The following is a 12060-nucleotide window of genomic DNA, read 5'->3' as shown; positions in this document are numbered from 1 at the left end:
GTGGCTGGCCGCCCTGACCCTGCTGACGGTGACCGGCTGCGGTGGCGCCTCCACCGCGATCGTGGCGCCGCCCGGCGTCCCGTCGGGCGTGCCGTGCGGGACGGTGACGATCGCGGTGAACCCGTGGGCCGGTTACGCCGCGAACGTCGCCGTGGTCGGCTATCTGCTGCGCACCGAGCTCGGCTGCACCGTGCGCACGAAGGACCTCACCGAGGCCGACGCCTGGGCCGGGCTGGCGGCCGGCACCGTCGACGTGATCCTGGAGAACTGGGGCCACGACGACCTGCGCCGCCGCTACATCGACCAGGAGAAGGTCGCCGTGTCGATGGGCGTCACCGGCAACCAGGGCGTGATCGGCTGGTATGTGCCGCCGTGGATGAAGGCCGAGTACCCCGACATCACCGACTGGCGGTCCCTGAACCGGCACGCCGAGCTGTTCCGCACCGACCGGTCCGGCGAGCGCGGGCAGTTCCTCGCCGGCGACCCGTCGTTCGTCACCAACGACGCCTCGCTGATCACGAACCTGGGCCTGGACTTCACGGTCGTGCACGCCGGCAGCGAGGACCGGCTGATCCGCGCTTTCCGCCGCGCCGAGGCCGAGCGCCGGCCGCTGATCGGCTACTTCTACGAGCCGCAGTGGCTGCTCGCCGAGGTCGGGCTGGTGCACGTCGCGCTGCCCCGGCACCGGCCGGGCTGTGACGCCGATCCGCAGAAGGTCGCCTGCGACTATCCCGCCTACGCCCTCGACAAGATCGCCCGCGCGGCGTTCCTGCGTTCCGGCAGCCCGGCGGTCCGGCTGATCGCGAACTTCCGCTGGACGAACGCCGACCAGAACACGGTGGCCCGCGACCTGACCGTGAACGGCCTCACCCCGGACGAGGCGGCCCGCCGCTGGCTCACCGCCCACCCGGACAGCTGGCGGCAGTGGCTGCGCTGACCGCCCAGCTCGCCGTAGCGTTCCCCCCATGCACATCCGGCCGATCCACCAGGGCGACGCGGCCCGCCTCGCCGTCCTGCTCGACCAACTCGGCTACCCGTCGACCGAGCGGGACGTCCGCCACCGCCTGGACTACTGGCTGGGCGACCGGGCGAGCGCACTGCTCGGCGCCGACGACGACGGCACGCTGCTCGGCATCGCGGCCCTGCACATCACCCCGATCCTGGAGGTGACCGGCAAGTTCGGCCGCCTCGCCGCGCTGGTCGTCGACGAAGCAGCCCGCGGCCGCGGTGTCGGCCGCCTGCTGATCGCCGCCGCGGAGGAGCGCGCGCGGGCCGGCGGCTGCCTGTTCATCGAGGTGACCAGCAGCAACCACCGGCATCCCGCGCATCTGTTCTACGAGCGGCTCGGCTTCGTGGACACCCGAGATCGCTCCCGCCGCTTCGTCCGCCACCTGCGCCCCGCCGAAGCCACACCCCCACCAACCACCTCCTCTTGACGCCGGCCCACCACTAACGGCCGACAACCACCAGCCATCACCAGCCAGCCGGCCGCTCCCCGCCAGCGGGCCGCCGACCACTAACGGGCCACCAGCCAGCCAGCCAGCCGAGGGCCGGCCACCGCCAGCCCACTCCCCGCCAGCCGGCCGACAACCACCAACGGGGCCACCAGCCAGCCAGCCGAGGGGCCGGCCGCCGCCAGCCCACTCCCCGCCAGCCGGCCGACGAGCACCAACGGGCCACCAGGCAGCGAGTCACCACCAGCCGGCCAGCCAGCCGAGCGGCCGGCGGCACGGGTCAATCGGGTCAGGTTGCCGGGCGGTGGATGTGCAGGTCGCCGTGGCGGGCCAGCTCCGACGGCAGGTCGATCGGCCGGTCGCGCAGCGTGGCGTCCAGGAAGGCGGCGGTGATCTGTGCCGTCACGCGGATGCTCTCCGTGCGGCCCAGCGAGCCCGCCACCGACGGCACGGGTGGCAGGAACAGTGGCGCGTCGGTGAAGGTGAGGTGGGCACTGCCGGGAACCGTCAGCCGGTAGCCGGCTGCGGCGCCCCGGTCCAGCACACTCGCCAGGCGTGCCAGGTAGGCGGCGCCGGCCTTGCCGGTGGCGTCGTGGGTAAGAGCGAGGACCGGCTGCCGCACGGGCCCCTGGCCGGGATTGAGGCCGCCGTCCAGGTTGATCACCGCGGTTATGCGAGAGTCCTGCTCGGCGGCGCGCATCGCGGCCGCGCCGCCGATCGAGTGGCCGGTGGCCGCGACGCGCCGAGTGTCCGCCCGCCCGACGAGCGGGCCGCCGGCCGGATCGCCCAGCCGGCTCAGGACGAAGCGGAGGTCGTCGGCGCGCACCTGGGTCCATCGGGTCCTGCGCCGCTCGTCCTCGGCGGGATCTCCGGTGGCGGCGATCCTGGTTCGGACCGTGCGGCCGTCGGCGAGCACGACCGCGGCCGAGTCGAAAGGGTGGTCGATGCCGGCGACGAGGTAGCCGCGGCTGGCCAGGTCCTCCGCCCACGCGGTGTTCTGGCTGCGGACACTGCCCAGTCCGGGCGAGAACAGCACGACCGGGAAACGGCCGTCGGCCGGTGGCGCGCCGGATGTGGCGTGCGAATGCGCTCGTGGCAGGGCGGACAGCGCGGCGGCGGGCACGCCCAGGTAGCGCGCCTCACCGGCGGCAACGGCCTCCGCCTCTGGCCGGGTGCGCCCCAGGTACCGCGCACCGGAACCGGCCTCCCTCGCCGGGTACCACAACTGCACGACCACCGTGCGCCGGTCGCCGGTCTCCGGGGTGCCCGGCTCGTCGCGGCCCGGGTCGGTCCACTGCGCCACCGTGGTGCCGACCGGCGACGGCCCGTACGGGGGTGGGAACACCGGCACGGGCAGCGCCCAGGCCGCGACCCCACCGCCGACGACCAGGGCGAGGCAGCCGAGCGTGGCCGGCAGTGCGAGCCACCAGCGGACCCGTCGCCGCCGGGCGAGCAGCCACCCGAGCCCAGTGAGCAGATCGGCCGCCAGCACCACGAGCATCTGCCAGCGCGGATCGGGCAGCAACGTGACCGCGCCGATCAGCACCACGGCCGCCGCACCTGCGGCGGCCCACCGGCGGGCCGCCGCAGGCAGCCACCGGGCAGTGACGAACACCACCGAACCAAGCACCACAATGAGCTCCCGCACCAGCCTGCCTTCCTGACGTTGCTGGATGCCGACGCTACGAGCCGCAAGCGGCGCCGCCATCAGGGCTGACCCGCCGGCTGGTCGAGGGATAACCCTGTATTTCTCGGGAGGCGGCACGTGCCACCATCGCTGGATGCCGTCACGGATCACGATCGCGGTGGCCGCCGTGGCGACGGCGGCCACCGGTTGCGGCGCTGCCGCCGCGCTGGTCGCCGGTGGCGAGCGCCTCACCGGCCGGGCGCCGGTCCTCGAGTTGCTGGTGATCCTCGCCGTGGGCTGGTCGTTCGCCGGGTGCGGGCTGGCAGGCTGGGCACGCCGCCCGGCCTCCCGCACCGGCCCGCTGATGATGCTGGCCGGAGCGGTCTGGTTCTTGCGCACCGCGGCCGCGTTCCCGGGGCCGGCCCCGCAGGCGATCGGCCGTCTCGCCGGCCTGCTGTTCGCGGGTGTGCTCGTGGTGCTGGTCGCCGGCTACCCCGGACGGCAGGCCTTCACGCACCGGTGGCCAGCAAGCGCACTGCGGCGCCACGCGCAGGCACCACTCGCGCCCCTGGGGCAGGCCAGCGCAGCGCCGCGCAGCCCTCAGGCACCATTTGCGCACCGGTGGCGGGACAGCGCACTATGGCGCGGCCCTCAGACATCACTTGCGCGCCTGTGGCGAGCCAGCCCACTGCGGCGCGTCGCGCAGGCATCTGCACGCCGGTGGCGGGCCGGCGCACCGCGGCGCGGCCCACAAGCACCACTTACAAGCCGGTGGCGGGCCAGCGCGCTGCGGCGCCGGGCGCAGGCGCCCGCGCTCCTCGGCGGCGCGGCCGTTCTCGGCGCCGTCGGTGTGCGGCAACTCGGCGATCTGCTCGACTGGCCTCGTGCGGTCACCCTGCCGCTGGGCTGGCTGCCCGACCTCGCGCTGGTGCTGTGGCCGCCCGTGCTGCTGCTCGGCCTGCTGCGCGACCGGCTCGACCGCGCCGCGATCGGTGAGCTGGTGCTCACCCTGAGCCGTGACTCGCCGGGGCCCGGCCGGGTGCGCGAGGCGTTGGCTCGGGCCTTACGCGACGGTTCCCTGGAGGTGGCGTTCCCGCTGCCGGGTGGCGGGCAGGTCGACGCCGCCGGGCAGACGGTCCAGCTGACCGAGGCGGCCGGGCGGGCGGTGACCGTCCTCGAGCGCGACGGCGAGCCGATCGCCGCATTGCGCTACGACGCGACGGCCGATCCCGGCCTGGTGCGCGAGGCCGCGGCGGCAGCTGGGCTGGCACTGCAGAACGAGCGGCTGCGGGCCGAGGCACTGGCCCGGCTCGACGAGGTACGGCAGTCCCGAGCCCGCATCCTGGCGGCCTCGGACGCCGCCCGCCGCAGCGTCGAGCGCGATCTGCACGACGGCGCGCAGCAGCGGCTGATCGGGGTGGCGCTGGCGGTGCGGCTGCTGCGCGACCGGGTCGACGGTCCTGCGGCGCAGGAACTCGCGGTCATCGCCGACGAGCTCGACGCCGCAGTGCGGGAGCTGCGCGAGCTGGCCCGCGGACTGCACCCCACCGTGCTGAGCGACGGCGGCCTCGGCCCGGCCCTGACCTCGCTGGCCGAGCGGTCTTCCGTGCCCGTCGCCCTGGCCGCCGTGCCGGCCCGCCGCCTCTCCGAGGCCATCGAGGTGGCCTGCTATTTCGTCGTGGCCGAGGCGCTGACCAACGCCGCCAAGCACGCCGGCGCGCAGCTCGTCCGGGTCACGGTCGAGCTGGCCGGGGGCAGCGTGCGGGTCGAGGTGACCGACGACGGCCACGGTGGCGCGGATCCCACCGGGTCGGGGCTGCGGGGACTCGCCGACAGGGTGACGGCGCTCGGCGGCCGCTTCGACGTGGCCAGCGCCGCCGGCGGCACCCGGATCAGCGCGGAGCTGCCATGCGAGTGATCGTCGCCGAGGATGCCGTGCTGTTCCGGGCCGGCGTGGTCCAGGTCCTCACCGACGCCGGCTGCACGGTGGTCGCCGAGGCCGGTGACGCGCCGGCACTGCTGGCCGCGGCCGAGCAACACCGGGCCGACGTGGCGATCGTCGACATCCGCATGCCGCCCACGCACACCACAGAAGGCCTCGACGCCGCCCGTGCGCTCCGCGACCGGTATCCCGAGCTGGGCGTCCTTGTCCTTTCCGCGTACGTGGAGCCGCACTACGCCATGACGCTGCTGGAGCACGGCGCGCGGGCCGCGGGCTATCTGCTCAAGGACCGGGTGACCGACCTCGAGGAGTTCGTCGCCGCGGTCCGCCGCGTCGCGGCCGGCGGTCTGGTCATCGACCCCGGTGTCGTCGCGCAGCTGCTCGGCCGCCGCCGGCAGCGCGACCCGCTGGCCGACCTCACCGAGCGCGAGCGCGACGTGCTGACCCTGATGGCTGAGGGCCGGTCCAACCAGGCCGTCGCCGCCCGTCTGCACCTGAGCCCCAAGACGGTCGAGGCGCACGTGCGCTCGGTCTTCGGCAGGCTCGGCCTTACCGACACCGCCGACGACAATCGCCGTGTCCTGGCCGTTCTCGCCTTCCTCCGCGGCAGCGACCCTCGCATGCCGACTGATCTTTGAGCCGCCTGCTCAGAGTTTCTGAGAGTGTTCTGCGGATTGCGGCTGCCGGGGCAGGTGAATTCTGAAGGTGGCGCCGCCGCCCGGGGTCGGTCCCACCTCGACCCGGCCACCGTGTGCGGTGACCAGCGAACGGACGATTGCGAGGCCCAGTCCGGCGCCCGAGGCGGCAGCCCGCGTGCGGGATCCGTCGGCTCGGTAGAAGCGTTCGAAGGCCCGCTCCGCATGTTCGCCGCTGAGGCCGGGGCCACTGTCGGCGATCTCCAGCACCGCCTCCTCGCCGGCGAGGCCGACGCCGATGCGGACGGCCGTGTCCGGTGGGGTGTGGGCGTGCACGTTGCCGACCAGGTTGACCACGACCTGCCGCAGCCGCGCCTCGTCGCCGAGGACCAGGGCGGGCCCCGGCGCGGGTGGGACGTCCTCGCCGGTGGCCGGGCCGGTGAGCCGGACCGGCCGCCCTGGGTCGAGGGCGAGCAGGTCGTGCCGGGCGTCCGCGGCCAGGGTGCGCAGGTCCATCGGCGCCAGGTCGAGCACGCTCCCGGCGGCCGGCTCGTCCAGCCGGGCCAGCAGCAACAGATCCTCCACCAGGGCGGCAAGCCGGCCGGCCTCAGTGTCGATGCGCCGCATCGTGTGCTCGACGTCGCCCAGCGAGACACCACCCGGCAAGACACCACCCGGCAAGACACCACCCGACGAGACGCCAGCCGACGGGACATCACCCGGCAAGGCACCAGCCGGCGAGGCGCCAGCCAGCGGGGCGGCAACCGGCCGGGAACCGCCCGGCTCGGCGGCGGCACCCGGCGCGGCAGTGGCACCCGGCTCGGCAGTGGCACCGGGCGCAACAGCGGCGGCGGCGCCGCGCATCAGGTACAGCTCGGCTGAGCCCTTGATGCCGAACAGCGGGGTACGCAACTCGTGGCTCACGTCAGCGACGAACCGGCGCATCCGGCCCTCCGACTCCGCGCGGGCCGTGAAGGCCCCCTCGATCTGGGTCAGCATGCCGTTCAGCACGGCGGCCAGCCTCGCCACCTCGGTGTGCGGCGGCCCGGTCTGCGGGATGCGCTGCGCCAGGTTCCCGCCGGCGATCGCGGTGGCGGTCTCCTCGATGGTCCGCAGCGGGCGCAGCCCGGCACGGATCGCCAGCCAGCCGACACCGGTCAGCACCGCCACCACGACCAGCCCGGTGATCAGGCAGACCAGCCGGACCTGCCCGACGATGGCGTCAATCGCGCTCAGCGAGGCGGCCACGACCACCGACCCGCCGTCGTCGCGCGGTGCCACCACGGCCCGCCAGCCGCCCACGGTCAGCGGGGCGCCGGCCTGGGCGGGCACCGCCGACACGTCGAACTGCGGCGACGGCCCGCTCTGGGCTCGGCGCACCACCGCCCCGCCCGCGTCCCGGTAGGTCACCGCGAGAGTGCTGATCAAATCCAGGCCGCTGGTCAGGTTGCGGGTCCGCGAGTTCACCGCCACGTCCAGCAGGTTCGGGTCGATCTTGGAGAGAACCTGCGCGAACTGGTGCAGTTGCCGGTCCACCCGCTCGACCAGGTGGCGGCGCAGGGCGGCGGTGACCACGGCGTCGCTGACCACGATGCCGGCGACCAGCAGCACCGCGGTGATCAGCAGCAGCCGGGCGCGCAGGCTCATCGGCGTGGCCCGCGCAGCACGTAGCCGGCGCCGCGCACGGTGTGGATCAGCTTCGGCTCGACGTTGTCGATCTTGCGGCGGAGGTAGCTGACGTAGGTGTCGACGATGCTGGTGTCGCCGGCGAAGTCGTAGCGCCACACCTCCTCGAGGATCCGCGGTTTCGACACCACCTGGCCGGCGTGCGCGACCAGGTAGTGCAGCAGCTTGAACTCGGTCGGCGAGAGCCGCACCGGCTGCCCGGCGCGCGCCGCCTCCCGGGCGACCGGGTCGACGCTCAGGTCGGCGACGGCGAGGATCCCGTCGCGCGGCACGGCGCCGGAGCGGCGCAGGACGGCCTGGATGCGGGCGATCAGCTCGGGCAGGTGGAACGGCTTGGTGACGTAGTCGTCGCCGCCCAGGCTCAGCCCGTTCACCTTGTCCTCGGGGGCGTCGCGGGCGCTCAGGAAGAGAACCGGCACGGTCCGGTGGGCGGGGGCGGCCCGCAGCCGGCGGACCACCTCGAAACCGTCCATGCCGGGCAGCATCAGGTCGAGCACGATCAGGTCGGGCGGGTCGGCGAGCGCCGCCTCGACGGCGTCGGCGCCGGTGGCGACCGCGGTCACGGTGAACCCGGCGAAGCGCAGGGCGTCGGCGAGCAGGCCGCGCACGGTGTCCTCGTCGTCGACGACCAGCAGCCGTGGCGGGGTCTCCCAGGCCGGGGTGGGCTGCAACCGCGTCACCCCCGCCCGCTCGCCGTCGCGGTGACTCTCGCGTCGCGCCACCGGATGTCGGCCATCAGGCTACCGAGGAGGCCGCCGAGGCCACCAGCGACGGCTCCGGCGAGGGCCGCCGCGCCGGCCGCCGGAGTCAGGTGGGCGGTGAGGACGTCGGCCCGGAGCACGAGCACCTGCAGGCCGAGCGTGAGCGAACCGGCGGCGGCCAGGCTGGTCGCGGCGGCGACGGCGGCCAGCACGGTTGCGGCGACCAGCGCCTGCCGGCCGGCGCGCGGCCATCGCCGGTCCGGGCCGGGCGGGACGGTGGCCACCACGAGAGCGATGAGGACGGCCAGCACCAGGACCGCGGTCAGCCGTACCCCGAAGGTGCCGGCGCCGGAGAGGCCGCCGGTGGCGCTGGACAGCTTCGCCGCCAGCGGACCGCTCAGGGTGACCGGCGACGAGCCCAGGCCGGCGAGCACGACCGCGTTCGCGCCGAGAAGCAGCGCGGGCGCGGCGAGCGCCGGCCGGTGCGCGGCGGCGAGAGCCGCCAGCACCAGACCACCGAGAAGCAGAGCCATCGGTACGGCCGCAGCCGCCGTCACCACCACCCGCCGGTTCGGCAGCACCGCCACGAGCAGGCAGAACCCGGTGAGAACGGCGAAGGTGAGCAGCCCGCCCGTGACCGTGTCCCCGGTGTCCGCCCGGATCACCAGCGGCGCCTCCCGCACGGCCTGCCCGGCGCCGGCCGGAACCGGGATCGCCGCGACCGCGTCCGGCGCCGCCACCACCACGGCGAGGACGGCCGGGATCGCGGCGAGGGCCCCGACCGCACGCCGGGCGGACAGCCGCAGCGGACCCACCAGGACCGCGCAGAAGACCAGCGCCCCCGCCGCGGACACCGCGAGCGGCACCACGTCGACCGCGCCGTGCAGGACCGCGCCCACCGCGCCCGCGTCCAGCGAACCGGCGAGCACCGCCCCGCCACCGACCGCCGCGCCCAGCACCGTGGCGACGAAAGCCCAGCTCACCGGCACGCCCGACACCGCAAGCGCGGCCACCACCAGCCCGGCCATCACGGCGAACCCGGCGAGCACGGCCGCCGCCCCTCGACAGATCTCCCGCACAGTCTCCATGGGCCAGACGGTCGCGCCCCGGCCTGAGCGCCCCGGCAGAGTTCCTGGGAGAACTCACATGCCGCGGAGCGCCGCGACCGCATCGCCGCGTCCGTCCGGGCCGCCGCCGCTCCGCGGCTGACCCGCCCGGCTCACGCCGCGGTGCGGAACTCCTGCGGGCTGGTGCCGCGGACCCGTTTGAAGGCGACCGTCAGCGCGAAGGCGTTGGCGTACCCCACCTGCCGGGCGATCGAGTTGAGCGTGGCGTCGGAGTTGCGCAGCGCCTCGGCGGCCAGGTCGAGGCGCCAGTGCGTCACATAGGTCATCGGCGGCTGACCGACCAGGTCGGTGAACCGGCGGGCGAACGCCGCCCGCGACGCGCCGCTCACCGCGGCCAGGCCGGACACCGTCCACTGCCGGGCCGGCTCCTCGTGGATGACCCGCAGCGCCCGCCCGACCAGCGGGTCGCCGTGCGCGCGGTACCAGCCCGGCGCGTCGCCGGACGGGCGGGCGAACCAGGCGCGCAGGGCGGCGATCAGCGCCAGGTCGAGCAGCCGGTCCAGGACCACCTGCTGGCCCGGCTCGTCCCGCTCCACCTCGGCGGCGAGCAGGTCGATGATCGGCGACTGGACCTGGGCGCGCGGCACCCGCACCAGCGTCGGCAGCGACGCCAGCAGCCGCCCGCTGACATGGCTGGAGACCTGGTAGGTGCCGCTGGCCACGACAGCCGCGTCGCCGGGCAGGTCGCCGCCGGCCCGTACGCCGAGGGCCTTGGTGTTCGGGCCGAGCCGCGCCTGCGCGGTGACGTCGACCCCGTCGTAGGTGACCAGCCGGTTGCCGGCGTGCACGTACAGCTGCGGGCGGGTGGCCGGGTGGTCGGCCACCGTGTACGGCTGCGGGCCCTGCACGATCGCCACGTCACCGGTCTCGATCAGGGTCGGCTCACCCTCGTCCGGGACGAACCAGGCGTGCCCGCGCAACGGCGTGGCCAGGGCGAGGGGCGCCTCGTCCACGATGCGCAGCGCCCACGGCGGCTGCAACGTCGACTGGCAGAACGCGGCGGTGCGCGCCCGCACCCCGTCCAGCAGGTCTCCCAACGGGTCCATGCCACGGCAGCGTAGACGCTCAGACATGTCCGCGAGCCCGTCGAACATGGATCGTCTCACTTCCTGCGACTTCACTGAGTACATCAACCCCAGAACGCAGGAGGAACGACATGTACGCCATCACCGGAATCACCGGCCACGTCGGCGGGGCCGCCGCCCGTACCCTTCGCGCCGCCGACCAGCCGGTGCGCGCCGTCGTGCGCAACCCGGACAGGGGCAAGGAGTGGTCCGAGTTCGCCGTCGCCGACCTCACCGACCGGGCCGCGCTGACCGGCGCGTTCGCCGGCTGCCAGGGCGCGTTCGTGCTGCTGCCGACCGTGCCGCCGTTCACCGACGCGGCACACCGCGAGATGGCCGACACGATCGCCGGCGCGGTCGCCGACAGCCGGGTGCCGCACGTGGTGGTGCTCTCCTCGTACGGCGCCGACCTGGCCGACGGGACCGGGCCGATCCGCTGGCTCCACCACCTGGAGAACCGGCTGCGGGCCACCGGGACGCGGGTCACCGCGCTCCGCTCACCGCACTTCCAGGAGAAGGTGGAGACCGTGCTGGACGCGGCCACCGGCGCCGGCGTCTACCCGGTCTTCGGCGAGTCGGCGGACGTGCCCGTGCCGATGGTCGCCACCCGCGACATCGGCGCCGCCGTGGCCGCCGCGCTCACCTCGCCGCCCGCGACCTCCGAGGTCGTCGACCTGGAAGCGCCCAGCTACACCGAACGGCAGGTCGCCGAGGCGCTCGGCCGGGTGCTCGGCCGGGACCTGACCGTGGTGACCATCCCCCGGGCCGGCTGGCTCGACACGATCACCGGCACCGGCGTGCCGCCGCGGCTGGCCGAGGAACTGGTCGCGCTCTACGCGGCCGACGAGGACGGCCTGCTGGTGCCGCGCGGCGACCGCCGGCAGCGGTGCACCACCCCCATCGAGGAGACCCTGCGCGAGGTGGCCGCCTAGGATCACCAGCGTGAGCTCTGATCTGTCGGTCACCGTCAAGGACCACGTCGCCGTGCTGGAGATGCGCCGGCCGCCGGCCAACCACTTCGACGAGGCGCTGATCGGGCGGATCGTGGACGCCGCGACGGAGCTCGACCACGACCGGGCCTGCCGGGTGATCATCCTGGCGTCGCAGGGCAAGCACTTCTGCGCCGGGGCGGACTTCAGCGGTGGCGAGTTCGCCCTGGACCAGGCGGCCGCGGCGGAACGGTTGTACCGGCGGGCGGCGCGGCTGTTCGACGTGCGTACCCCGATGATCGCGGCCGTGCAGGGCACCGCCGTGGGCGGCGGGCTGGGCCTGGCCTGCGCGGCCGACTTCCGGGTCGCCGAGCCCGCCACCCGGTTCGTCGCCAACTTCGCGAAACTCGGGTTCCACCAGGGCTTTGCGCTCAGCGTCACGCTGCCCGACCTGATCGGCCGGCAGGCGGCGTCCGGCATGCTGCTGACCGGCCGCCGCGTCGGCGGCGAGGAAGCGGTGCGCCTCGGCCTGGCCGACCGCCTCGCCGAACCGGGCCGGCTCCGGGAGGTGGCTCACGAGCTGGCGGCGGAGATCGCCGCGGCGGCGCCGCTGGCGGTCCGGTCGATGCGGGCGACGCTGCGGGCGGACCTGGCGGCCCGGGTGCGGCAGGCGCTGGACCATGAGCTGGCCGAGCAGATGGTGCTCTGGCAGACGCACGACAGCGCCGAGGGCATCAGGGCCAGCCTCGAACGCCGCCCACCGGTCTTCCGCGGCGAGTAAGCCGCGCGGCCGTCGCCGCACGCCCTCGCGCCTGCCGCACGCCCGCCACGCCGGGCGAGTCGGGTGCCGCCGGCGCTCGGCCGACCGGAGCGGGCGGCGCCGGCGGCGCGAGGC

The 12060-nt window shown here is 75.1% G+C and carries 11 protein-coding genes; 6 read left to right on the top strand and 5 right to left on the bottom strand.

The features are described 5' to 3' along the window. The first annotated feature begins 13 nt into the window (after window positions 1-13). Window positions 14-937 carry an ABC transporter substrate-binding protein gene (locus AB0F81_RS32855; protein ID WP_360203567.1) on the top strand — a complete coding sequence of 308 codons (924 nt, stop codon included), beginning with the start codon at window positions 14-16 and terminating at the stop codon, window positions 935-937. 28 nt (window positions 938-965) lie between these two features. Next, a complete protein-coding gene (locus AB0F81_RS32850; protein WP_360203527.1) occupies window positions 966-1436 on the top strand; it encodes a GNAT family N-acetyltransferase in 471 nt (156 codons plus the stop codon). A gap of 307 nt (window positions 1437-1743) precedes the next feature. Here AB0F81_RS32850 and AB0F81_RS32845 read toward each other — a convergent pair whose 3' ends face one another. Next, entirely contained in the window at window positions 1744-3102 is a 1359-nt protein-coding gene (locus AB0F81_RS32845; protein WP_360203525.1) for a hypothetical protein, read from the bottom strand. Between the two features lie 133 nt (window positions 3103-3235). On the opposite strand from AB0F81_RS32845, the gene AB0F81_RS32840 reads away from it, so the two are divergent. Both AB0F81_RS32840 and AB0F81_RS32835 read left to right on the top strand, forming a co-directional pair. After that, window positions 3236-4999 (top strand): histidine kinase, encoded by a 1764-nt coding sequence (locus AB0F81_RS32840; RefSeq protein WP_360203523.1) that lies wholly within the window; start codon window positions 3236-3238, stop codon window positions 4997-4999. Continuing rightward, window positions 4990-5661 carry a response regulator transcription factor gene (locus AB0F81_RS32835; protein ID WP_360203522.1) on the top strand — a complete coding sequence of 224 codons (672 nt, stop codon included), beginning with the start codon at window positions 4990-4992 and terminating at the stop codon, window positions 5659-5661. Before AB0F81_RS32840 ends, AB0F81_RS32835 begins: the two co-directional genes overlap by 10 nt. A gap of 9 nt (window positions 5662-5670) precedes the next feature. Here the strand turns inward: AB0F81_RS32835 and AB0F81_RS32830 are convergent, their stop codons facing one another. The 4 genes from AB0F81_RS32830 to AB0F81_RS32815 all read right to left on the bottom strand — a co-directional run bounded on the left by AB0F81_RS32830 (window position 5671) and on the right by AB0F81_RS32815 (window position 10218). After that, the gene (locus tag AB0F81_RS32830) at window positions 5671-7305 is read right to left on the bottom strand and encodes a HAMP domain-containing sensor histidine kinase (RefSeq protein ID WP_360203520.1); all 1635 of its coding nucleotides are present in this window, start codon (window positions 7303-7305) and stop codon (window positions 5671-5673) included. Further along, window positions 7302-8015, bottom strand: a complete 714-nt coding sequence (locus AB0F81_RS32825) for a response regulator transcription factor (RefSeq protein WP_360203566.1) — start codon at window positions 8013-8015, stop codon at window positions 7302-7304. The genes AB0F81_RS32830 and AB0F81_RS32825 overlap by 4 nt, the downstream gene beginning before the upstream one ends. Before the next feature lie 5 nt (window positions 8016-8020). Then, complete coding sequence (locus tag AB0F81_RS32820; RefSeq protein ID WP_360203518.1) at window positions 8021-9133, bottom strand: hypothetical protein; 1113 nt, start codon at window positions 9131-9133, stop codon at window positions 8021-8023. Between the two features lie 131 nt (window positions 9134-9264). Then, entirely contained in the window at window positions 9265-10218 is a 954-nt protein-coding gene (locus tag AB0F81_RS32815) for an AraC family transcriptional regulator (RefSeq protein ID WP_360203516.1), read from the bottom strand. A 110-nt stretch (window positions 10219-10328) separates the two neighbouring features. On the opposite strand from AB0F81_RS32815, the gene AB0F81_RS32810 reads away from it, so the two are divergent. Together AB0F81_RS32810 and AB0F81_RS32805 are read left to right on the top strand one after the other, a co-directional pair. Continuing rightward, window positions 10329-11168 (top strand): NAD(P)H-binding protein, encoded by an 840-nt coding sequence (locus tag AB0F81_RS32810; protein ID WP_360203514.1) that lies wholly within the window; start codon window positions 10329-10331, stop codon window positions 11166-11168. Between the two features lie 10 nt (window positions 11169-11178). After that, window positions 11179-11946 carry an enoyl-CoA hydratase/isomerase family protein gene (locus tag AB0F81_RS32805; RefSeq protein WP_360203512.1) on the top strand — a complete coding sequence of 256 codons (768 nt, stop codon included), beginning with the start codon at window positions 11179-11181 and terminating at the stop codon, window positions 11944-11946. The last annotated feature ends 114 nt before the right edge of the window (window positions 11947-12060 follow it).

The sequence above is a fragment of the Actinoplanes sp. NPDC024001 genome (assembly GCF_040638955.1).
Taxonomy (GTDB): Bacteria; Actinomycetota; Actinomycetes; order Mycobacteriales; family Micromonosporaceae; genus Actinoplanes.
The sequence above is the reverse complement of the archived record's forward strand: the minus strand, read 5'-3'. Positions and strand labels throughout refer to the sequence as shown.

Bases quoted from the DNA above. Each gene is read 5' to 3' on its own strand.
- AB0F81_RS32850 (WP_360203527.1), top strand. From the start codon at position 966: ATGCACATCCGGCCGATCCACCAGGGCGACGCGGCCCGCCTCGCCGTC.
- AB0F81_RS32840 (WP_360203523.1), top strand. From the start codon at position 3,236: ATGCCGTCACGGATCACGATCGCGGTGGCCGCCGTGGCGACGGCGGCC.
- AB0F81_RS32835 (WP_360203522.1), top strand. From the start codon at position 4,990: ATGCGAGTGATCGTCGCCGAGGATGCCGTGCTGTTCCGGGCCGGCGTG.
- AB0F81_RS32830 (WP_360203520.1), bottom strand. From the start codon at position 7,305: ATGAGCCTGCGCGCCCGGCTGCTGCTGATCACCGCGGTGCTGCTGGTC.
- AB0F81_RS32820 (WP_360203518.1), bottom strand. From the start codon at position 9,133: ATGGAGACTGTGCGGGAGATCTGTCGAGGGGCGGCGGCCGTGCTCGCC.
- AB0F81_RS32815 (WP_360203516.1), bottom strand. From the start codon at position 10,218: ATGGACCCGTTGGGAGACCTGCTGGACGGGGTGCGGGCGCGCACCGCC.
- AB0F81_RS32810 (WP_360203514.1), top strand. From the start codon at position 10,329: ATGTACGCCATCACCGGAATCACCGGCCACGTCGGCGGGGCCGCCGCC.